Genomic DNA, 22437 nt, shown 5'->3' on the forward strand with positions numbered 1-22437 from the left:
GATCGGGACTTCTTCCGTTGTTCGACCCGAAGTCTTCTGACCCAATGCGCCAAGCATCGGTCCGGCGGGTGGGGGCCGCGACAAGCGAGGCAGGATGCCGAGCGCCCGACTCAGGCAGGATGCCCTGATGGAGGGAAAAGCGGCCCCCACCCGCCGGACCGATGCCTCTCCGAAGCCAAAACACGAACGCACCGTGATGCTTTAATCAGGCGAAGCACCAAAAAGAAACCGCCGCAGTTTCCTGCGGCGGCGTCCAGGTGCTGCAACGCGCGCTGGCGCTTACTTCACCAGCGTCGCCGGGTCCTGCTTGGCGGTGAGGGCGGCGCACAGGGCGATGCTCTCGCGCGCCTGCTGCAGGCCGCGGATGGCGCCGGGCAGGTCCTTCAGGCGCGGCTCGAAGAACGCCTGCAGGCGATCCGACTCGGCCGGAGTGCAGGCGCCGGCCGAGGCCAGGCGCGGCAGCGAGCCGCCGGCGAAGGCGCCGACGCGCGCGTGGATGGCCTCGTAGTTCTGGGTGAACCAGGTCCACTGCGTATCGCGATCGGCCACGGTGGCGTGCTTGCCGGCGGTCAGCAGGTAGCGCATCTCGCCGACCTTGACGTCCTTGCCCAGGCCGAAGCTGCGCACCTTGGCGGCCAGCGCCGGGTCCTCGGTGCGGCTGAGCGCCGAGAGCATGGCGTTGCGGTGCGCCGGATCGATCACGCCGGGCAGGGCGGCCATCAGCTGGTCCACTGCGGAGGCGCCGTGCTCCTGCACGCTCACCGCCAGCGCGGTGGCCAGCAGGTCCGGGTTGGCCTGGTCGAAGACCAGCGTCTTGCCGCCGGCCAGCACCGCATCACCCTGCTTGAGCAGCTCGGCGCGCGCGGCCGGCACCTTCATGGTCAGGGCCAGGAAGCCGGCCAGCTCGGCGCGTTCCAGCGCATCGCTGCCTTCCTCGCCGTCCTTGCGCACGTAGCCCAGCTGCTGCATGCGCGGCAGGTAAGCATCTTCGGCCCACTTGGTCAGCGCCGCGCGCTGGGCGTCGGTCTTGGCCAGGCGGCCGTACAGCCAGCCCACGTGCTCGGTGGGCACGGTCGCGACCTCGGAGACCTTGGAGGCGGTCAGCGGCTTGAGCGCGGCCAGCAGCTGGGCCGGGTCCAGCTCGCCCAGGTCGAAGGCGGCGCTGACGCCGTCGCCGTAGGCCAGCTGCTCGGCATCGGTGAGCTGGGCCACATCGGCGGTGAGCGTCCTGAGCGCCTTGGCGTCCAGGCCGATGCGGTAGTAGCCGGCGGCGCCGGCGTTGGGCATCACCCAGCCGCCCTTCTTCGCGCCCGGCAGGGTCAGGGTGCCGCTGGCGGCCGACAGCAGGGTGCAGGCCTTGTCGCTGCCGGCGCTGGTCTGGTAGCGCACGCAGACCGGCACGCCCCAGGTCTTGGCCGAGTCGCCCGTGCTGCCCAGCGGCAGGTAGCGACGCTGGGTCAGCTTGAGCACCACCTGGCCCTTTGCGTCGGTGACCTCGGTATGCACATAGGGCACGCCCGGCTGGTCGAGGAAGCTGTTGAACGCCGCGGTGAACTCAGGCCCCTTGCCGGCGGCGGTGGCGATGGCGCTGACCAGGTCGTCGGCGGTGGCGTTGCCGAACTTGTGCCGCTGGATGTACTGGCGCATGCCGCTGCGGAAGGTGTCCTCGCCCACATAGGCCTCGAACATGCCCAGCACCGCGGCGCCCTTCTGGTAGGTGATGCCGTCGAAGGCGTTCTCGATGTCGCCGTTGCCGGTGATCTCCTGGCGCATCTTGCGCGTGGCCACCAGCGCATCGCCGGACATCGCGCCCTGCGCGCCCTGCACGCGGTCCAGGTCGGCGCGGTATTCCGGATGCACCTTCATGGTGACCTTCTGCTGCATCCAGGTGGCGAAGGACTCGTTGAGCCACAGGTCGTTCCACCACGACATGGTCACCGTGTCGCCGGTCCACTGGTGGGCCAGCTCATGGGCGATCACGTTGAAGGACGAGCGCTTGTAGCCGGTGGCCGAGTCCTTGTCGAGCAGCAGCAGGTAGTCGCGGTAGGTCACCAGGCCGGCGTTCTCCATCGCGCCGGCGGAGAAGTCCGGCGCGGCCAGCTGGTCGAGCTTGTCGAAGGGATAGCCAAAGTCGTAGTAGTCCTCCAGCGTGTGGATGATCACCGGCGTGGAATCCAGCGCGATCTTCATGCGCGGGCCCTTGCCGTTGGGCGCCACGCCGCGCAGCGGCAGGGTGCCGGCGCGCTGCGGCGTGGCGGTGATGCCCGGGCCGTCGACGATGTCCCACGGGCCCACGGCGAAGGCGACCAGGTAGGTCGGCAGCGGCAGCGTGCGGGCGAAGGTCAGCGTCTTCCAGCGCTTGCTCGTGGTCGTGGGCGCCTCCTGCACCTGGGCGGTGTTGGCCACGCCCTGCAGGTCGGCCGGGATGGTCAGCTTGATGTCGTAGGGCGTCTTGAAGGCCGGCTCATCGAAGCTGGGGAAGGCGAAGCGCGCGCTGATCGGCTCCATCTGCGTCATCGCGTACGGCTTGCCTTCGTAGGTGACCTTGTACAGGCCTTCCAGCGCCTGGTTGAACGGCGCGGTGTAGACGATGGACAGGCTCAGCTCCTGCGGCTGCAGGGTCTTGCCGAAGTCGATGCGGGCCACGCCGGCCTGCGCGTCGGCCACGGTGTACCTGGCCGCGGCCGCCTTGCCGTCCGCGCCGGTCACGGTGACCTTGCCGACCTTGAGCTCCTTGCCGTCGATCCACAGGTGGTCGCTGGCCTGGGTCAGCTTGACCTTGATCGTGGTGGTACCGCTGAAGCTGTCCTGGGCGGGGTCGATCTTCAGGTCCAACGCATAGGATTGCGGCTGGGCCCAGGTGGGCAGGCGCCCGGTGGGCACGGCCTCATCGGCGGCGGAGGCGCCACAGCAGGCACTGGCCAGCGCGAGGGCCAGCACGGAACGGGTCAGACGACGCATGGGCAAGGCTCCGGTCGGGAAAATGGACTGCGCAGGCTGGACCGCCCGCGGCGGGTCGGACAGTGCCACAAGGCATGGGAAGAGCGAGTGCCCAGAACGAGAAACGCATAGGAGCAAAACGCCGGAACGGGTATGTCTGGGCGTGCGACCTTCACCCGTTGCTCGTTGCTCGCCGCCCGTTCCCGCGCTTCAGCCCCAAAGCACCACCACCGCATGCAGCGCCAGCCCGATCAGCCCGCCCACGATCGTGCCGTTGAACCGGATGTACTGCAGGTCGCGGCCGACGGCCAGCTCCAGCACGTCCACCAGCTGGCGTTCGTCCCAGCCCTTCATGGTCTGGGCGATATGGCGGGTGACGCCGTCGCGCAGGCGCGTGGTGAGGCTGTCGGCGGCGGTGGTGAGGTGGGCGTTGAGCGCGTCGCGCAGCGAGGCGTCGCGGCCCAGCGCCTCGCCCAGGGTCTGTAGCAGCTGTTCCAGGTGCGCGGCCAGGCGCGAGGCGGGGTTCTCCAGGTCGGCGCGCAGCGCGGCGTGGACCTGGTCCCACAGGCCGCGCACGTAGTCCTGCACGGCCGGGTGGTCGATCAGGTCCTGCTTGATCTGCTCCACCCGCTCCACCAGCGCCGGGTCCTCGCGCAGGCGCTGCACGTAGCGCGACAGCCAGGCCTCGTAGTCCTGGCGCAGCGGATGGCCGGGCGTGGACAGCACGGTCTGCAGTTCCTCCAGCGCCGCGGCGGCGATGCGCTGGGCCAGGGCGTCGCCGATCTCGTCCACCGGCTTGATCAGGTCGACCGTGCCCATCAGCTTGGGCCACTCGCGCCGGGCGTAGCGCACGATCAGCGCCGAGGCGCGGGCCTTGAGCGCCGGATCGTCCAGCCAGCGGGCGATGCGCTTGAGCGCGGCGTCCAGCAGCGCCTGGTGGCGGCCGTCGGCGGTGAGCAGGCCCAGCACCTGGCCGGCGGTGCCGGCGGCGTTCCAGCCACGCAGGCGGGCGATGACGAAGCGCTGGATCGCCGCGCGCACGGCGCTTTCGTCCAGCAGATCCAGCGCCTGCAGTGCCCAGCCGCGCGCCATGCCGGCCAGCAGCTTCGCCTGCGCCGGCTCGGCCAGCCACTGGCCCAGGCGCGCGGCCGGGTCGAACGCACGCAGCTTTTCCAGCAGCGCCTCGGGCGCCAGGAAGTGGTCGCGCACGAACACTCCCAGGCTGTCGGCCAGCCGCGCCTTGCCGCGCGGCACGATCGCCGTATGCGGGATCGGCAGGCCCAGCGGCCGGCGGAACAGCGCCACCACCGCGAACCAGTCCGCCATCGCGCCCACCGCCGCGGCCTCGCAGAACGCGGCCAGCCACGCCCAGCCGCCGCGCAGCCCCATCGCATGGCTCAAGCCGAAGCCGGCCAGCATCAGCACCAGCAGGCCGAACGCGGCCAGCTTCATGCGGCGCAGGCGGATGCGGCGGGGATCGTCGGCCGGGCCGGTCAGCGGTTCAGTCATAGGGCAAAGCCTAGCGCGTGTCCTGCAAAGCCCCCGCGATCATGCCAGCAGCCGCCACAGCAGCGCGGTGCCGGCCAGTCCGACCAGCGAGACGATGGTCTGCAGCACCGACCACACCATCACCGTCTGCTTGAGCTTGAGATCGAAGTACTCGCGCACCATCCAGAAGCCGGCGTCGTTGACGTGGCAGAAGAACACCGAGCCGGCGCCGATGGCCAGCGCGATCAGCGCGCCCTGGGTGGGCGGCAGGTGCGCCACCAGCGGTGCCAGGATGCCCGCGGTGGTGGTCGTGGCCACCGTGGCCGAGCCGGTCGCCTGGCGCAGTGCCACCGCGATCAGCCACGCCAGCAGCAGATAGGGCAGGTGCGCGCCCTGGGCGACCTTGGCGATGGTGTCGCTGATGCCGGCATCCAGCAGCACCTGCTTCAGGCCGCCGCCGGCACCGATGGTCAGCAGCAGCGCGGCGATCGGCGGCAGGCTCTTGAGCAGCACCTGGTTGACCCGCGCGCGGCCCAGTCCGCCGCCCCAGCCCAGTAGCGCCACCGCGGCCAGCACCGCCAGGGCGAGGGCCACCATCGGTTCGCCCAGGAAGCGCAGCGCGGTGGCGGCGGGCGCGTCCGGCGGCAGGGCGATCCTGGCCAGGGTGGCGCCGAGCATCAGTACCACCGGCAGCAGGATGATCGACAGGCTCGCGGCGAAGCCGGGCGGATGCGCCGGCGCCTCGCGCGAGGAGAACAGCGCCTCCATCTTGGCCGGCACGGCGATGTCCACGCGCCGCGAGAGCCAGATCCCGTAGAGCGGCCCGGCAAGGATCACCGCGGGCACCGCGATGATGAAGCCGAACAGCATCGTCAGCCCCAGATCCGCATGCAGCGTGCTGACCGCGATCAGCGGGCCCGGGTGCGGCGGCATCAGCGCGTGCAGGGTGGTCATGCCGGCCAGCGCCGGGATGGCGATGCGCAGCAGCGGCTGCTGCGCGCGGCGCGCCATGACGAAGATGATCGGCACCATCATCACCAGGCCGACCTCGAAGAACAGCGGCAGGCCGATCACCATCGCCACCAGCGCCATCACCCAGGGCAGCGCCTTGCCCTTGCCGATGCCGAGCAGGGTCGAGGCGATGCGATCGGCCGCGCCGGTGTCGGCCAGCATCGCCCCCAGCATGGCGCCCAGGGCGATGATCAGTCCCGCATCGCCCAGCAGGTGGCCGGCGCCGGTGCTGAAGGACTTGGCCAGCTGTTCGGGCGGCAGCCCGATGCCCAGCCCGGCCACGAAGCTGCCGACCAGGATCGACAGGAACGGCGGCAGCCGGAGCAGGCTGATCAGCGCGACGATGCAGACGATGCCGGCCAGGGCGCACAGCAGCAGGCGCGAATCGTGCGTGGCCCAGTGCACGGTGGTGAAGTCCAAGGCGACGCTCCGGTTGAAACTGACGGGGCTGTCAGTCTAGTCGGCGCGACCTGTCATCCCGATCAAGACCAACGACTTGGCGGCTGACTTCACATTGGCTTCAAGCACCGCTCAACCGCGCCCCACACGGCCGGCGCAGCCTGTCCGGCATCGACCACCGGCCGGAGCCGTGCATGAAATCCCTGAAGTTGCTGTTGCGTTCTGCCATCGTCGGCGCGCTGGTGCTGGCGCTGCTGATTCCCCTGAGCATGATCCGCAGCCTGATCGCCGAGCGCACCGCCTACCGCGAACAGGCCGTCGAGCGCGTGGCGCGCGGCAGCGCCGGTGAGCAGCGGCTGGTGGGCCCGCTGCGCGCGTTGCCCTACGTCGATGTGCGCGAACAGGCGTGGACCGACGCCGCCGGCCAGGCGCGCACGCGGCAGGTGCGCAGCGAAGGCACGCTGCTGCAGGCGCCGCTGTCGCTGCAGGTCGGCGGCCAGCTGCGGCCGCAGACGCGCCGGGTCGGGCTGTTCGATGTGCCCACCTACGTCTGGAACGGGCAGCTGTCGGCGCAGTTCTCCACCGCGCTGCCGCCGGCACCGGCCGGGGCCGTGCGTCGCTACGGCACGCCCTACCTGGTGCTGGGCCTGCGCGATGTGCGCGGTCTGCAGGGCGCGCCCAGCCTGCGCGTCGACGGCGCGGCGCTGCGCCTGCAGCCCGGCACGCGTGCCTTCAACGCGCACCTGGCCGGCGTCAGCGCGCTGCTGCCGGAGGTGGTGGACGGACGCGTGCCGGGACGCAGCGTGACGTTGTCCTTCGCGCTGTCCGGCACGCAGGCCCTGGAGGTGGTGCCGGTGGCCGACGACAGCCGCGCGCGGCTGGCCTCGCCGTGGCCGCATCCGGCCTTCGGCGGTGACTTCCTGCCCGTGCAGCGCACGGTCGGCGCGCGCGGCTTCGATGCGCAGTGGGCGGTGTCCTCGCTGGCCAGCCAGGCGCAGGCCCAGCTGCAGCAGCTGCAGTCCGAGGGCGGGGCGCAGCTGGACGCGCTGCGGGTGGAACTGGTCGACCCGGTCGATGCCTACACGCTGGCCGATCGCGCCTGCAAGTACGGGCTGCTGTTCGTGCTGCTGACCTTCGTCGGCTTCGGCCTGCTGGAACTGGTGCGGCGCGTGCAGATCCATCCGCTGCAATACCTGCTGGTGGGGCTGGCGCTGGCGATGTTCTTCCTGCTGCTGTTCAGCCTGTCCGAGCACATCGCGTTCTGGCTGGCGTATCTGATCGCGGCCGGGGCCTGCATCGGCGTGCAGTTCGTCTACCTCTCCGGGGTGTTGCGCAGCGCCCGGCTGGCCGGCGGATTCGCCCTGGCGCTGACCGCGCTGTACGGCGCGCTGTACGGCCTGCTCATGTCCGAGGACAACGCGCTGCTGATGGGCTCGCTGCTGCTGTTCGCCATCCTGGCGGCGATCATGTGGGTCACGCGCGGGATCGACTGGTATGCGCTGTCCACGGAGCTGCGCTGATGCTGCTGCACGGGCGCGCGGTGCGCCACGCCGCGCGCCGCCTGCCGCCGGCGCTGAAGATCGGCGGCGTGCGCCTCGAAACGGGAGGGCCGCCGCTGCCGCCGCTGCGGCGCGGCGTCGCGGGTGCGGTGGTGTTCCAGCTTGCGCAGGCCACCGCGCAGGCGCTGCGGGAGCGGCCGGCGGACCTGCTGCGCGACGCGCTGCGACCGCGCTGCCCGCAGGCGCCCGCGTGGCGTCCATGGCGGTGCCTGCGCAGTGCGCAGTACGGTCCGCTGTGGCTGAGCGCGTGGCGCGATCGCGCGGTGTGGCTGGTGGTCGCGCCGGAGCAGGGCGTCGCGGCGCTGCTGTGGCGCGGGTGCCGGCCGGCGTGCGGTAGATTGTCCGCATGAATTCGCTCGCCTCCGCCTTGCCCGCGCACCGCATCGCGGTGGTGCGCGGCGCCGAGATCGCGCCCTACCTGGACGATGTGGCACGCCTGCGCATCGCCGTGTTCGCGCACTGGCCCTACCTCTATCAGGGCAGTCACGCCTACGAGCGCGACTACTTGGCCGCCTATGCACGATCGCCGCGCAGCGTGTTCGTGCTGGCGCTGGCGGGCGCGGAGGTCATCGGCGCCTCCACCGGCCTGCCGCTGCTGGACGACACCGAGGCCTTCTCCGCGCCGTTCATCGCCCAGGGCCTCGACGCCGGGCGCATCTTCTACTTCGGCGAATCGGTGCTGCTGCCGGAATGGCGCGGGCGCGGCCTCGGCCACGCCTTCTTCGACGCGCGCGAGGCCCACGCGCGCGCGCTGGGCGGGTTCGACACGACCGCCTTCTGTGCGGTGGATCGCGCCCCGGCCGATCCGCGCCGCCCGCCCGGACACCGCGACAACGACGCGTTCTGGCGCAAGCGCGGCTACACGCGGCGCGATGGCCTGCAGGTGACGCTGCCCTGGCGCGAGGCCGGGCAGGGCGAGATCGCGCATACGCTGACCTTCTGGACCCGTGCGCTGGAGCCGCAGGCATGAAGGTCGCCGTCGCCAAGTATCCGGTCGGCCAGCCGCGCGACTTCGACGCCTTCGCCGAGAAGCAGGTGCATCTGCTGCAGCAGGCCGCCGACGCCGACGCGCGCATTGCGGTGCTGCCCGAGTACCTGTCGCTGGAACTGGCCGCGACCTTCCCGGTGGCCATCAGCGCCGACCTGCTGGCCTCGCTGGAAGCGACCCAGCAGTACGCCGAGGATTTCCTGCACCTGTACGCCACGCTGGCCCAGCGCCTGGGCCTGCACGTGGTCGCCGGCAGCTTTCTCACCGCGGTGGGCAACGGGCGCTATCGTAACCGCGCGCACTGGTTCACCCCGGACGGGCGGCGCGGCTGGCAGGACAAGCTGCAGCTGACCGGCTTCGAGAAGCACGCCCAGGTGATCGAGGGCGGCGACGACCTGCGCGTGTTCGCCGCCGACGAGATCCGCGCCGGCATCGCGATCTGCTACGACGCCGAGTTCCCGCTGCCGGTGCGCGCCCAGCAGCAGGCCGGCGCGCGCCTGCTGGTGGTGCCCAGCTGCACCGACACGGCCGCCGGCGCCACCCGCGTGCGCGTGGGCTGCCTGGCGCGCGCGCTGGAGAACCGCCTGTTCGTCGCCCAGTCGGTGACCGCCGGCAGCGCGCCGTGGAGTCCGGCGCTGGACGAGAACACGGGCGAGGCCGCGCTGTTCGCGCCGATGGACGTGGACCTGCCTGCCGACGGCGTGATCGCGCAGACGGCGGGCGAGCAGGTGTGGGCGATCGGCGAGCTGGATTTCGCGGCCTTGCAGGCCAGCGCGGCCCGCGCGCAGGTCGCGGTGGACCGCGACTGGCCCGGCCAGGAGGCCCCCGCGCTGCGCCGTGCCAGGCTGACGCCCTTGGCCTGACAGGTTTGTCATCCGGGGGCATGACCTGTGGCCTGCTGCAGGCGCACAACGCGCTGGCAGACTCGGTGGGTTGCACGACACGACCTTCAACAACCGAGATGGGGATTAGGCATGAGGCGGATGAAATGGGCGGCGCTGGTCGCTGGGCTGGGGATGGCCTTCGCGACGCAGGCCGAGGAAGCGGTGGACCTGGCGATGATCGGCAAGATCCGGCAGGAGGCCTTCCACCGCTCGCAGGTGGCCGACACGCTGCAGTACCTGACCGAGCAGATCGGGCCGCGCCTGACCAACTCGCCGGCCATGGGCCGCGCCAACGCCTGGACCCGGGGGAAGTTCAGCGAGTGGGGCCTGAGCAACGTCCACGACGAGGCCTTCGACGACTTCGGCCGCGGCTGGGAGTTCAGCAGCGCCAGCGTCGAGCTGCTCAGCCCGCGCGCCGCGCCGCTGCACGCCGTGCCCAAGGCCTGGACGCCGGGCACCAACGGCGCGGTCGAGGGCGAGGCCATCGCGCTGAACCTCAAGACCAAGGCCGACCTGGACAAGTACAAGGGCAAGCTGCGCGGCAAGATCGTGCTGCTCAGCGAGGCGCGCCCGTACAAGCCCAACACCGAGGCCGCCTCCAAGCGCTATGACGAGGCCGGCCTGCACGAGCTGCTGGACTTCGCCATCCCCGCGCCCACCGACAAGGCCGCGCGCGACAAGCGCCTGAAGGAGTACCGCGAGCGCACCGAGCTGGCCAAGGCCACCAACCAGTTCCTGATCGACGAAGGCGCGCTGGCCGCGCTGAGCATCTCCGGCTGGGACGACGGCATCCTGCGCGTGGGCGGCGGCGGTTCGCGCAAGGCCGGCGAACCGGTCGGCGTGCCCGAACTGGTGGTCGCCGCCGAGCACTACAACCCGCTGATGCGCGCGCTGGAGCGCAAGGACACCGTGCGCCTGCGCGTGCGCTCCGATGCGCGTTTCACCAGCCAGAGCAACGACCCCGGCTACAACACCATCGCCGAGCTCAAGGGCAGCGGCAAGGCCGACGAAGTGGTGATGCTGGGCGCGCACATGGACTCCTGGCACGCCGGCACCGGCGCCTCGGACAACGGCGCCGGCGTGGCGGTCATGATGGAGGCCATGCGCATCCTCAAGGCGGTCGGCGCCAAGCCCAAGCGCACCATCCGCGTGGCGCTGTGGAGCGGCGAGGAGCAGGGCCTGATCGGCTCGACCGACTACGTCTCGCGCCATTTCGCCCGCTATCCCGAGCCGACCGATCCGGCGCAGAAGGAGCTGCCGTCCTCGCTGCGCACGCCGACCGGCCCGCTGCAGAAGACCAAGGACTGGGGCAAGCTCTCGGCCTACTTCAACCTGGACAACGGCTCGGGCCGCATCCGCGGCATCTACGCCCAGGAGAACCAGGCGGTGATGCCGATCTTCAAGGCCTGGCTGGCGCCGTTCGAGGACATCGGCGCGAGCATCGTCACCAGCCGCAACACCGGCAGCACCGACCACATCCCGTTCGACCGCGTGGGCCTGCCGGGCTTCCAGTTCGTGCAGGACCGGCTGGACTACGGCACCCAGGTCCACCACAGCGACCTGGACACCTACGACCACGCCGTCCCGGCCGACCTGCAGCAGGCCGCCGCGATCATCGCGGCCTTCGCCTACCAGGCCGCGATGCGCGACGCGCCGCTGCCCCGAAAGGATGTGATCGAAGAGTAAGTGCGTGCTCCGCGCTTGCTTGAAAGGAAGGCCGGCGTTTGCCGGCCTTCTTTTTCCGGGCAGGCTCCCTTGCGCATCGCGCTTCATGCGTTGTGAAGTGCGAGCGGTCTGTCAGGGAATTCGAAAGCGTTGAGGACGCGCTGCTGGGAAGAAGCGCGAGTGGTGTCCTGGAACTCGTTTGGCGACAACGGCAACAGCAACAGCAACAGCGCGAGCCCTCCCCCTGGCCTGCGGCCAAAGGGAGGGGGCGAAAGCACAGTCCCGCCCTTCCTTCCGATCGCATGATCGAGCGCGCGCTTCGCGAATCAAGTGTGCAGCAACCTCGCGCAGTCACCTTACAGCGCGCATGAGCCCGCCCCCTCCCTTTCGCGAAGGGGAGGGCTGGGGAGGGGTGCGCTTCGCGCCTTGCTCGGCTGGCGCAACTCACTCCCGGCCTCAGCTTGTTATGCATGGGATGGGCCAAGCCGCAGCTGCACGCCCAGCCGCCCAGCCAATCGGTCAATCGGTCAATCGGTCAATCGGCGCGCGCAGTGGCATGACGGCTCTTCTAACCGACACGATCCACCGCCTGCTCCGGCACCGCAGTCCCCGCCCGCCACCCCGAAGCCGCCATCCCATCCAGCAGCGCCACCACCTGCGCGCGGTTGGCCAGCTCATGCACGGGCAGCACCAGCAGATCGCCTTCGCGTGCCCAGGCGAGCAGGCTGCGTGCGGCCTGCACCTCGTCGGGCTGCAGCTGCACGCGCTGCGGATCCAGGCCGTCGGCCAGAAGCTGTGCATGCATCAGCGCCGGTACCGCATCGGCATCACGACCGCGGGCATAACCCGGTAGCTCCTTGAGGATCACCTGCTCCGGCGCGTACGCCGCCGCGACATGCGCAACCGCGCGCAGGTCCTCGTCCTGGCGATTGCCGGCGTGGCCCAGCAGCAGCCCCAGCCGGCCGCCGCGGCGCGAAGCGTCGAGCGCATCGAGCAGGCTGCGCAGGCCTTCGGGATTGTGCGCATAGTCCACGACCACACGCGTGCTGCCGAACATCCACTGCTGCAGCCTCCCGGGGTTGTCGTCCGGGTCTTGCCCGAAGCGCGCAAGCACCCGCGCGATGGTCGCCGGCGCGATGCCCAGCAGAGCGCCGGCCAGGGCGCCCGCCGCCAGATTGCCCAGGTTGTAGCGCGCGCGATCGCCTAGGCTCAGCGGCATCGCGGCCGTGGGGCCGAGGTCGTGTTCGACACCGGCCAGCGCCAGCCACAGATGCGCGTCGCGCACGCCGCAGGTGGGCTTGCCGAGCGCGCGATGCAGCCGCACCAGCGGCTGGTCGAAATCCAGCGCGAACCACGCCAGCGGACACGACAGGGCCGTGGACTGCGTGCGTAGGAAGGCATCGTCCGCATTGAGCACCAGATGCGCGCCCACGCCCACCGCGCGGGCCACGCTGAGCTTGACCTGCGCCAGCGTGTGCAGGTCATGCACGCCGAACTCGCCGAAGTGATCGTGCGCCACGTTGGTCACCACCGCCACATCGGCCTGTTCGACCGCCAGGCCGTGGCGCAGCAGGCCGCCGCGCGCGGTCTCCAGCACGGCGGCGCGGGCCTGGCCCTGGCGCAGCGCCTCGCGCGCGCCGGCCGGCCCGGAGAAGTCGCCGCTGTCCAGCGCCTGGCCCTGGAAGAACACGCCATCCGTGCAGCAGTACGCGGTGTCCCCGGCCTGCGCCTGGCACAGCGCGGCCAGCAGGCGCGTGGTCGTGGTCTTGCCATTGGAGCCGGTCACCAGCGCGGTCGGAATGCGATGCAGGCGCGGCCAGGGCACGTGCGCCGGATCGGGCAGCTCGTCGACGAACCAGCTGCGCGCGCCGCTGCCGCTGCCCAGGGTCAGTTCGTCCTCGTCCAGCAGGAAGGGCAGGGCGCGGGCGCGGGCCTTGCGCTGCAGCGCGAGCAGCGTCGGCTGCGCTTCGGCCGCGGCGCTGGCCTGCAGCGTGCGCAAGCCCTGCACGATGTCCCAGGTGGCCGCATCGCCGGGCGCGTGCAGCGGCTCGGCCGGGCTGTCGCTGGCGATCCACCACGCCCAGATGTTCAGCGCGGTGGCGGTATGCAGCTGATCCAGCGGCGCGGAGAAGGCCAGCGTGGCGCCGCTGGCATGGCGGTGCCGATAGCGCGCGCCGGCCGGCCAGCCCAGTCGTGCCACGGCCTCGCGCACCAGCGCGTCCCAGCGCCGAAGCGCGTCCAGGTCGAACGCCTGCCCGGCCGCGCTTTCCAGCGCCGTGCCGGTGTCGGCGAAGTAGACGTTGGGACCGGTCAACCGGCGCGCCTGTCGGTAGGGCAGGACCTGCATGGTGGGCTCAGTCGGTCTCGCGGCGGAACACCAGACCCCGCGCGTCCTGCACCACGCCTTCGGGCAGCGCGTCGGGCGCCTCCTCGTCGTCCTGCGCGTGCGCGTTCCGTTGGACGGGCGAAGGCGCGGCGCTGCCCTCGGCGCGGAACTTGGTGATCTGCTTCCAGGTGCGGCTGAGCTGGTCGGCGAAGATCAGCACCAGATCGCCCGGCCGGCCCATGCGCAGCGCCGCGTCCACGGCCCGCTGCTCGTCGGGGATCAGTTCGATGGCCCCGGCGTCCACGCCCGCCGCGCGCAGGGCGCGGGCCAGGCGCTGCGGCACCTCGTCCTCGCCGCGTCCGCGCAGCGCGTCGTCGCGGCGCAGGATGTAGTGGTCGAACCGACCGGCCACCGCGCGGGCGACGGCGTCGATGTCGGTGTCGCGGCGATCGCCCGGCGCGCTCAGCACCACGATGCGCCGGCCGTCCACGTCCATGCGCCGCGCCAGGTCGGTCATGGTCGCCGCGGCATGCGCGTTGTGCGCGTAGTCCATCAGCACCTTGAAGGGATGTTCCTCGAACAGGTTCAGCCTTCCCGGCGACTGGAAGAAGGTGCTGTCGAAAGTGCGCAGGCCCTGGCGGATCGCCTCGAGCCTGAATCCCAGCGCGAAGGCCATCGCCGCGGCGAACATCGCGTTGGCCACGTTGTGGACGGCGCGGCCCTCCAGCGTGGCCGGGATCAGGTGCGTCCACAGCAGCGGAATGTGCGTGCCCCTGTCGTAGAGCGTGATCATCTGGCCGTTGACGCCCTCCTCCAGCGCGCAGGCGCGGCCGCCGGCGCGGATATGCGCACGCACCAGCGCATGCGAGGGATTGGTGGTGACGTAGCAGACGCTGCGCGCCGGCGTGTAGGCCGACATGCGCAACACCAGCGGGTCGTCGGCGTTGAGCACCGCGCAGTCGCGCGCCACCTCGACCACGATGCGCTTGACCCGTGCCAGCTGCGCCAGCGTGTCCACGCCGCGCGCGCCGAGGTGATCGGCCGCGACGTTGAGCACCGCGCCCACGTCCACCTCCGGTACGCCTAGCCCGGCGCGCAGCAGGCCGCCGCGCGCGGTCTCGAGCAGGGCGATGTCGATCTGCGGATCGCCCAGCACCATGCGCGCGGCGAGCGGGCCGGTCATGTCGCCCTCGACGGTGCGCTGGCCGTCGATGTACACCCCATCGGTGCTGGTCATGCCCGGCACGTGGCCAGCCATCTTGGCGATGTGCGCCAGCATGCGCACGGTGGTGGTCTTGCCGTTGGTGCCGGTCAGCGCGGCGATCGGCACGCGCGACGGCGTGCCGGGCGGGAACAGCATGTCCAGCACCGGCCCGGCGACATCACGTGGGAGGCCCTCGCTGGGCGCCACGTGCATGCGCAGGCCGGGCGCGGCGTTGACCTCGCAGATCGCCCCGCCCACCTCGCGATGACTGCGCGCGATGTCCGGGCTGATGAAGTCCACCCCGGCCACGTCCAGGCCGATCGCGCGCACCGCGCGCACGGCCATGTCGCGGTTGTCGGGGTGGATCAGGTCGGTGACGTCGGTGGCGGTGCCGCCGGTGGACAGGTTGGCGGTGGCGCGCAGGTACACCACCTCGCCTGCGGCCGGCACGCTGAAGTGGCCGTAGCCGACGCGTTCGAGCATGGCGTCGGCCTGTTCGTCCAGCTCCAGCTGGGTCAGCACCTTCTCGTGGCCGATGCCGCGGCGCGGATCGGCGTTGACCCGGTCGACCAGTTCGGCGATATCGGCCACGCCATCGCCGACCACATGGCCGGGCGTGCGCCGGGTGGCGGCGACCAGCGCGCCGTCCACCACCAGCAGGCGATGGTCGTCGCCGGCGATGTAGGTCTCCACGATCACCGAGCGTGCGTGTTCGCGCGCGGCCTCGAAGCCGGCGGCGATCTCCTCCGGGGTGGTCAGGTCGATGCCGATGCCGCGGCCGTGGTTGCCGTTGTAGGGCTTGGTGACCACCGCGCCGCCCAGGGCGCGCGCTGCGCGGACCGCGCCTTCCAGCGTGGTGACCAGGCGCTGCTGCGGCACCGGCAGGCCCAGTCCGGCCAGCAGGTGGTTGGTGGCCTCCTTGTCGCTGGCCAGCTCGACCGCCAGGTGCGGCGTGCGCCCGGTCAGGGTGGCCTGGATGCGCTGCTGGTAGCGGCCATGGCCGAACTGGATCAGCGAATGGGTGTCCAGCCGCAGCCACGGGATGCCGCGCGCCTGCGCCGCGGCGACCAGCGCAGCGGTGGACGGGCCCAGCGCGCGCCGCTGGGCGTAGAGGATGTAGTCGACCTTGGCGGTCTCCCAGTTCCAGCCATCGTCCGGCGAGGCGCCGCCGCGCAGCGGCGCGGGCAGCAGCGAGGTGAGCAGGCGCAGGGCCAGCTCGCCGGCGGCCAGGCCCTCCTCGCGCTGGGTGTAGGCGTAGACCACCCGGTCCAGGCCTGGCGGCGCGTCCTCGCCGGTCAGGGTGGCGCCGAAGCGCACGTCCTCGCCGGCCATGGCCTGCACCGCCAGCGCCATGTGCTGCAGGACTTCGCTCAGCGGCAGGCCATCGCCCGCGCGCAGGCGCGGGGCGAAGTCGTCGTGCGCGCCCAGGCCGGGCAGGGCAGCCAGCAGCGCCTCGGCGAAGTCCGTCCCCAGCCGGCCGCTGGGCCAGTCGCGCAGATCGCCCGGGTCCAGATCCAGCCGGATCACCGGCGCGTGCGCGTAGATCGAGGGCCCCAGATAGACCGCGCGGTCGACGATGCGCATGGGCCGGCTCATGTCGGCGCCCGCGCCAGCGTGCCGGGCGAGGCCGTGCGCGTGGCCAGGTTGTAGGTGGCCCCGGCCAGCAGCAGATGCATCTTCAGGCCGAGCATGCACACCGGGTCGCGCTCGCTGGCCTCGGCCATGGACGAGAATTCCAGTTCGCCCGCGTCGACCACCGTGACCGCGCCGGAGCCTTCCACTTCCAGCGTGTTGTCCGGGCCGATGAAGGCCGCGGTGTCCTCGTCCAGGCCGATGCCGATGGCGAAGGGGTTGTAGGCCAGCGCCGCCAGCAGCCGGCCCAGCCGGTCGCGCTGGCGGAAATGCTGGTCGATCACGAAGCGGTTGGTCAGCCCCAGGCCTGGCGCCAGGCGCACCGAATCGGCCTGCGGTGCGGCGCCTTCGCGGCCGAAGGCGATCATGTGCTCGGACAGGATCGCCGCCCCGGCGCTGGTGCCGCCGACCGGGATCCCGGCCGCGTTGCGCGCGCGGATCAGCTGCGCGGCCGGCGTGCCGCCCAGCAGCGTGGATAGCCGCAGCTGGTTGCCGCCGGTGAAGAAGATCGCGCTGGCCTGTTCGATCCGCGCCAGCCGCGTGCGGTCCTGGCCGTCGCGGCGCGTGCCGAAGTCCAGCACCTCCACCTGGCGCGCGCCGAGTTCGTCGAACAGCTGCTCGTAGCGCGGCCCGGCCTCGCGCGACTGGCTGGCCGTGGGGATCACCGCGATGCGCGCCGCCTTGCCCCCGGCCAGCGCCACGAAGCGGCGCAGGATGCGCGCATCGCGCCCCTTGTCCTCGGCCCCGCCGATCGGCACCAGCCAGCCCCGCGCCGCGCCTTCGGCCACCTTGCTCGGACACATGCCGCTGCCGCTCCCCGCCCGTTCAACCAGAGCTGGGAACGTAGCACGCGGACTGTGGCCGGGCTGTCCGCGCGGGCGACAGGCCACCGTGCTGCCGGGACCGGGCCTGGCTTTCGCCGCACGACCTCTGCGGCCATGACGCGGCACCTGCCGCCGTGAGCAGCGGCCCGCTGCCCGCGCCGAGCCGGTACAATCGCTCCCCGCGCATGGCCCCGTAGCTCAGCTGGATAGAGCGTCCCCCTCCTAAGGGGAAGGTCGCCCGTTCGAATCGGGCCGGGGTCACCATCGCGCAGCCATCGAACGTGGCGAAAATTTCGCCAGCATCGAGCCGGCCTTCGAAGTTGCGCGTGAAACCATGGAATGCCTGGTTTCACAGCGCTTGACAGGCTTGCGGTGCATGCGGTTCATTAGCCGCCCATGACGCACCTGCCCACCCCTGCCGTGATCGCCAGCGCACCCTGCGCAGGCTTCGTCGCGGGCGCGGCGGGCATCGGCACGATTACCACCACCACGATCACCCGGACCCGGGTGCTGGTGGCCGTGCAAGCGTAGGTTCTTCGCAAACACCGCCCCGCACCCGGATCAGGATGCGGGAGCCCCACATCCTGATGCGCGCGAGGCCTTCTTCCCACCCGAGGTCTCCATGTCGTCGCCCGCAGCATCCGCCCCACCGCTGAAAACCGTCGCCCACAAGTTCGGCGGCACCTCCGTGGCCGATGCCACGCGCTACCGCCACGTGGCCGACCTGCTGCTGGCGCGCGATGAGGACGAGCAGGTCACCGTGGTCTCGGCGATGAAGGGCGTGACCGATGCGCTGATCGACCTGGCCGGGCGTGCGGCCGGCAACCTGGCCGACTGGCGCGAGCGCTGGCACGAACTGCGCGCGCGCCACCGCGGCGCGGCGGTGGCGCTGCTGGGCGAGGACTCCGGGGCGACGGTGGAATGGCTGGACGGGCAGTTCGACACGCTGGCCGAGGTGCTGCAGGCGCTGTCGGTGATCGGCGAGCTGCCGCGCGAGGTGCTCGAGCGCGTGCAGGGCCTGGGCGAGGTGTATTCGGCGCGGCTGCTGGGCGACCACCTGCGCAGCCGCGGCCAGGACTGCGCGGTGCTCGACGCGCGCGAGGTGCTGGTGGTCGACCGCGGCGAGCTGGGCGTGGACGTGGACTGGGAGACCAGCGCCCAGCGCCTGGCGCAGTGGCGCGCCAGCCACCCGGCGCGGCGCGTGGTGGTGACCGGCTTCGTCGCGCGCGACCGCGCCAACCGCATCACCACGCTGGGCCGCAACGGCAGCGACTACTCCGGGGCGATCTTCGCCGCGCTGTTCGACGCCGCCGAGCTGCACATCTGGACCGACGTGGACGGTGTGCTCTCGGCCGATCCGCGCGTGGTGCCCGAGGCGGTGCAACTGGAATCGCTCAGCTACGACGAGGCCTGCGAGCTGGCGTACTTCGGCGCCAAGGTCGTGCATCCGCAGACCATGTCGCCGGCGATCGAGCGCGGCCTGCCGATCATCATCCGCAACACCTTCCAGCCCGAGCATCCGGGCACGCGCATCACCGCGCGCAAGGACGCGGCCGGACCGGTCAAGGGCCTGACGCTCTCGCCCGACCTGGCGGTGGTCAATCTGGAAGGCACCGGCCTGATCGGCGTGCCGGGCACGGCCGAGCGCGTGTTCTCGGCGCTGCGTGCCGAACGCGTGTCGGTGGTGATGATCTCGCAGGGCTCCTCGGAGCATTCGATCTGCTGCGTGGTCAAGTCGGTCGATGCCGCGCGTGCGCGCACCGCGCTGCTGACCGCCTTCGCCCACGAACTGGCGATCGGCCAGATCCAGCGCGTGCAGCTCACCGACGGGGTCAGCGTGCTGGCCGCGGTGGGCGATGGCATGGCCGGCCTGCCGGGCGTGGCGGCGCGGTTGTTCGAATCGCTGGGCCGCGCGCGGGTCAACATCCTGGCCATCGCCCAGGGCTCGTCGGAGCGCAACATCTCGGTGGCCATCGCCAGCAGCGATGCGACCAAGGCGCTGCGCGCGGCGCACGCCGGCTTCTGGCTGTCGCCGCAGACCTTCGCGGTCGGCGTGATCGGGCCGGGCCATGTCGGCGGCGCGCTGCTGGATCAGCTGCGCGCGGCGCAGCCGCAGCTGCTGGGCAAGGCCAATGTCGATCTGCGCCTGCGCGCGATCGCTTCCTCGCATCGCATGCTGCTGGCCGAACGCAGCATCGAGGACGACTGGCGCGGCGTCTTCGCCCAGGCGCGCGAGCCGCTGGACCTGGACCGCTTCACCGAACACCTGCTGGCCTCGCACCTGCCGCATACGGTGATCGTGGACTGCTCGGCCAGCCCGGCCGTGGCCGATCGCTACGCCGGCTGGCTGGCCGCCGGCATCCACGTGGTCACGCCGAACAAGCAGGCCGGCTCGGGCTCGCTGCAGCGCTTCGAGGCCATCGCCGAGGCCGCCGCCGCCAGCGGGGCGCGCTTCCGCTACGAGGCCACCGTGGGCGCCGGCCTGCCGGTGATCACCACGCTGCGCGACCTGGTGGATACCGGCGATGCGGTGACCAGCATCGAGGGCATCTTCTCCGGCACGCTGGCCTGGCTGTTCAACCGCTTCGACGGCAGCGTGCCGTTCTCCGAACTGGTCCGCCAGGCGCGGGCGATGGGCTATACCGAGCCGGATCCGCGCGACGACCTGTCCGGCACCGATGTCGGCCGCAAGCTGGTGATCCTGGCGCGCGAGGCCGGCCGCGCGCTGTCGCTGGAGGACGTGCGCATCGAGAGCCTGGTGCCGCTGGCGCTGCGCCAGGCCAGCGTGGACGACTTCATGGCGCGCCTGGACGAGGTGGACGCGGACTTCGCCCAGCGTCTGGCCGCCGCCAGGGCGGCCGGCAAGGTGCTGCGCTACGTCGCGCGCCTGGACCAGGACGGCGCCAGCGTCGGCCTGGTCGAACTGCCCGCCGACCACGCCTTCGCCAACCTGCGCCAGACCGACAACGTCGTGCAGTTCACCACGCGCCGCTACTGCGACAACCCGCTGATCGTGCAGGGCCCCGGCGCCGGCCCGGAAGTGACCGCGGCCGGCGTGTTCGCCGATGTGCTGCGCGTGGCGGCCGGGCAGGGGGCGCGCCTGTGAGGCGGGAGGCACGCGCGTTCTCGCCGGCCTCGGTCGGCAATGTCGGGGTCGGCTTCGACATCCTGGGCCATGTGATCGAAGGCCCGGGCGATACGGTCACCGTGCGCCGCATCGAGCAGCCCACCGTGCGCATCGCCGCGATCCGTGGCACCACGCTCGACCTGCCGCTGGAGGCGTCATCCAACACCGCTGGCGCCGCGCTGATCGCGATGCGGCAGGCGCTGGATCTGCCGTTCGGTTTCGAGGTGGAGATCGACAAGGGCATCGCGCTGGGCTCGGGCATGGGCGGCTCGGCCGCCTCCTGCGTGGCGGCGGTGGTCGCGGCCAATGCCCTGCTCGACGACCCCCTGAGCCCGCAGGCGCTGTACCCGTTCACCCTGGTCGGCGAGGCGGTGGCCAGCGGCGGCCAGCACGGCGACAACCTGGGGCCGATGCTGCTGGGCGGGCTGGTGCTGGCCACGGCCGAGCACCTGGCCAGCGTGCCGGTGCCGCAGGGCTGGCACAGCCTGCTGGTGCATCCCGACGCGGTGCTGGAGACCCGCCGCGCGCGCGCCGCGCTGGCCGGCGCCTATGAGCTGAAGGACTTCGTCCACCAGAGCGCCAATCTCGCGCTGGTCCTGGCCGGCTGCTACCAGGGCGATGCCACCCTGGTACGCGCCGGCCTGGCCGACGTGCTGGTCGAACCGCGGCGCGCGCCGCTGATCGCCGGCTTCGATGCGGCCAAGGCGGCGATGCTGGCGGGCGGGGCGATGGGCGCGAGCATCTCCGGCGCGGGCCCGAGCATCTTCGGCTGGTTCGAGACGCGCGCCGAGGCGCAGGCCGCGGCGCCGGCGGTGCAGGCGGCCTTCGAACAGGCCGGTTTCACCTCGCAGGCCTGGGTCTCGCGCATCGCCGCGCCAGGGGCGCGCGTGCTCTGACCTGCTTGGCACCCAGAGACTCATCCTCTTGTCTGTGGGAGCCGCCATGACGGCGATGAGGCTATACCGGTAAGGCCCATCGCCGCCATGGCGGCTCCCACACAGAAACAGCCGCATCCATCGCCAATCCCCGCTTTTCGGAAAAACCTCACCCATGCACTTCGTCTCCACCCGCAACGCCTCGCCCGCCGCTTCGCTGAGCGCGGCCATCGCCGCCGGCCTGGCGCCCGATGGCGGCCTGTACGTGCCCCAGGCCCTGCCGCCGGTGCGCGCGCTGGCCGCCGGCGATTCGCTGGCCGGCACCGCGGCCACGCTGCTGCAGCCGTTCTTCGAAGGCGACGGCCTTGAGGGCGACCTGCCCGCGATCTGCCGGGCCGCCTTCGACTTCCCCGCGCCCCTGCTGCCGCTGGCCACGCCCAACGACCACGTGCTGGAGCTGTTCCATGGCCCGACCGCGGCGTTCAAGGATTTCGGCGCCCGTTTCCTGGCCCAGTGCCTGACCCGCCTGCGCGGCGCGCAGGAGCCGCCGCTGACCATCCTGGTGGCGACCTCCGGCGATACCGGCGCGGCGGTGGCCGCCGCCTTCCATCGCCAGCCCAACCTGCGCGTGATCGTGCTGTATCCGGACGGGCGCGTGTCGCCGCGCCAGGCGCACCAGCTGGGCTGCTTCGGCGACAACATCACCGCCCTGCGCGTGGCCGGCTCGTTCGACGACTGCCAGGCGCTGGTCAAGCGCGCCATGAACGACACCGACCTGCAGGTGCGCGCGCCGCTGAGTTCGGCCAATTCGATCAGTCTGGGCCGCCTGCTGCCGCAGATGAGCTACTACGCGCACGCGGCGCTGGGCCACCACGCCCGCACCGGCAACGCGCTGAACTTCGTCATCCCCACCGGCAACCTGGGCAATGCGATGGCCGCGATCCTGGCGCGGGCGCTGGGCGTGCCGATCGGCCGCATCGTGCTGGCGACCAATGCCAACCATGTGCTGCCGGATTACTTCGACGGTGGCGAATACGCGCCCCAGCCCAGCGTGGCGACCATCGCCAACGCCATGGACGTGGGCGCGCCAAGCAACTTCGAGCGCCTGCGCTGGCTGTATCGCGGCGACGACGCGGCGCTGCGCGCGGCCTTCGCCTCGGCCAGCGTGGGCGACGACGCGATCCGGCTGGTGATCGCGCGCCGCTATCGGCACTTCGGCGAGGTGTTCTGCCCGCATACCGCCACGGCGGTGAAGGTGCTCGAGGACCTGCGCAACCAGGGCGAGGGCGGCGACTGGGCGGTGGCCGCGACCGCGCATCCGGCCAAGTTCGAAAGCGTGGTCGAGCCGCTGGTGGGCCCGGTCGCGGTGCCGCCGGCCCTGGCCGACCTGCTGCTGCGCCCGGCCCACGCCGAGCCGATCGGGCCCGATTACGAGGCCCTGGTCGGCCACGTCCTGGCCGGCGCCTGAGCCGGTGGTGAAAGCCGGCGGCACGCGCCGCCGGGCCGGCGACGGGC

The 22437-nt window shown here is 71.8% G+C and carries 15 protein-coding genes and 1 tRNA gene; 10 read left to right on the top strand and 6 right to left on the bottom strand.

Annotated elements, in window-relative coordinates; genetic code table 11:
• Window positions 1-279: 279 nt before the first annotated feature.
• From LAJ50_RS06615 to LAJ50_RS06625, 3 genes are all read right to left on the bottom strand, one after another.
• On the bottom strand, window positions 280-2961 hold the full coding sequence (locus LAJ50_RS06615) for a M1 family metallopeptidase (protein ID WP_138652860.1): 2682 nt from the start codon (window positions 2959-2961) through the stop codon (window positions 280-282).
• Window positions 2962-3150: 189 nt separating this feature from the next.
• Window positions 3151-4449, bottom strand: coding sequence for a DUF445 family protein (locus LAJ50_RS06620; protein WP_138652858.1), 1299 nt, complete (start codon window positions 4447-4449; stop codon window positions 3151-3153).
• Between the two features lie 39 nt (window positions 4450-4488).
• Complete coding sequence (locus LAJ50_RS06625) at window positions 4489-5859, bottom strand: gluconate:H+ symporter (protein WP_138652856.1); 1371 nt, start codon at window positions 5857-5859, stop codon at window positions 4489-4491.
• Between the two features lie 173 nt (window positions 5860-6032).
• Here LAJ50_RS06625 and creD point away from each other — a divergent pair, with 173 nt between their 5' ends.
• From creD to LAJ50_RS06650, 5 genes are all read left to right on the top strand, one after another.
• Entirely contained in the window at window positions 6033-7358 is a 1326-nt protein-coding gene (gene creD / locus LAJ50_RS06630) for a cell envelope integrity protein CreD (RefSeq protein WP_138652854.1), read from the top strand.
• Complete coding sequence (locus tag LAJ50_RS06635) at window positions 7358-7747, top strand: hypothetical protein (RefSeq protein ID WP_138652852.1); 390 nt, start codon at window positions 7358-7360, stop codon at window positions 7745-7747. The genes creD and LAJ50_RS06635 overlap by 1 nt, the downstream gene beginning before the upstream one ends.
• Window positions 7744-8367: a GNAT family N-acetyltransferase gene (locus tag LAJ50_RS06640; RefSeq protein ID WP_138652850.1), complete on the top strand. Its 624-nt coding sequence runs from the start codon at window positions 7744-7746 to the stop codon at window positions 8365-8367. Before LAJ50_RS06635 ends, LAJ50_RS06640 begins: the two co-directional genes overlap by 4 nt.
• Entirely contained in the window at window positions 8364-9248 is an 885-nt protein-coding gene (locus tag LAJ50_RS06645) for a carbon-nitrogen hydrolase family protein (RefSeq protein WP_138652848.1), read from the top strand. The genes LAJ50_RS06640 and LAJ50_RS06645 overlap by 4 nt, the downstream gene beginning before the upstream one ends.
• A 120-nt stretch (window positions 9249-9368) precedes the next feature.
• Complete coding sequence (locus LAJ50_RS06650; protein WP_138652892.1) at window positions 9369-10955, top strand: M20/M25/M40 family metallo-hydrolase; 1587 nt, start codon at window positions 9369-9371, stop codon at window positions 10953-10955.
• A 547-nt stretch (window positions 10956-11502) separates the two neighbouring features.
• On the opposite strand, the gene LAJ50_RS06655 is transcribed toward LAJ50_RS06650, so the two are convergent.
• Genes LAJ50_RS06655 through LAJ50_RS06665 form a run of 3 tightly spaced genes read right to left on the bottom strand, consistent with a single transcriptional unit; the run spans window position 11503 to window position 16899 of the window.
• Window positions 11503-13281 (bottom strand): Mur ligase family protein, encoded by a 1779-nt coding sequence (locus tag LAJ50_RS06655; RefSeq protein ID WP_138652846.1) that lies wholly within the window; start codon window positions 13279-13281, stop codon window positions 11503-11505.
• Between the two features lie 7 nt (window positions 13282-13288).
• The gene (cphA, locus tag LAJ50_RS06660; protein ID WP_138652844.1) at window positions 13289-16048 is read right to left on the bottom strand and encodes a cyanophycin synthetase; all 2760 of its coding nucleotides are present in this window, start codon (window positions 16046-16048) and stop codon (window positions 13289-13291) included.
• Window positions 16049-16056: 8 nt separating this feature from the next.
• The gene (locus tag LAJ50_RS06665) at window positions 16057-16899 is read right to left on the bottom strand and encodes a cyanophycinase (RefSeq protein WP_138652842.1); all 843 of its coding nucleotides are present in this window, start codon (window positions 16897-16899) and stop codon (window positions 16057-16059) included.
• 208 nt (window positions 16900-17107) lie between these two features.
• Between LAJ50_RS06665 and LAJ50_RS06670 the strand changes: the two genes are divergently transcribed.
• From LAJ50_RS06670 to thrC, 5 genes are all read left to right on the top strand, one after another.
• Window positions 17108-17184 (top strand) — tRNA-Arg (locus LAJ50_RS06670).
• Between the two features lie 132 nt (window positions 17185-17316).
• Window positions 17317-17451: a hypothetical protein gene (locus LAJ50_RS20220; RefSeq protein ID WP_255469364.1), complete on the top strand. Its 135-nt coding sequence runs from the start codon at window positions 17317-17319 to the stop codon at window positions 17449-17451.
• A gap of 91 nt (window positions 17452-17542) precedes the next feature.
• Complete coding sequence (gene thrA / locus LAJ50_RS06675; RefSeq protein ID WP_130551719.1) at window positions 17543-20026, top strand: bifunctional aspartate kinase/homoserine dehydrogenase I; 2484 nt, start codon at window positions 17543-17545, stop codon at window positions 20024-20026.
• On the top strand, window positions 20023-20943 hold the full coding sequence (locus LAJ50_RS06680; RefSeq protein ID WP_138652840.1) for a homoserine kinase: 921 nt from the start codon (window positions 20023-20025) through the stop codon (window positions 20941-20943). The genes thrA and LAJ50_RS06680 overlap by 4 nt, the downstream gene beginning before the upstream one ends.
• A gap of 154 nt (window positions 20944-21097) precedes the next feature.
• Complete coding sequence (thrC, locus tag LAJ50_RS06685; RefSeq protein ID WP_138652838.1) at window positions 21098-22390, top strand: threonine synthase; 1293 nt, start codon at window positions 21098-21100, stop codon at window positions 22388-22390.
• The last annotated feature ends 47 nt before the right edge of the window (window positions 22391-22437 follow it).

The organism is Pseudoxanthomonas sp. X-1, from assembly GCF_020042665.1.
Classification (GTDB): Bacteria; Pseudomonadota; Gammaproteobacteria; order Xanthomonadales; family Xanthomonadaceae; genus Pseudoxanthomonas_A; species Pseudoxanthomonas_A spadix_A.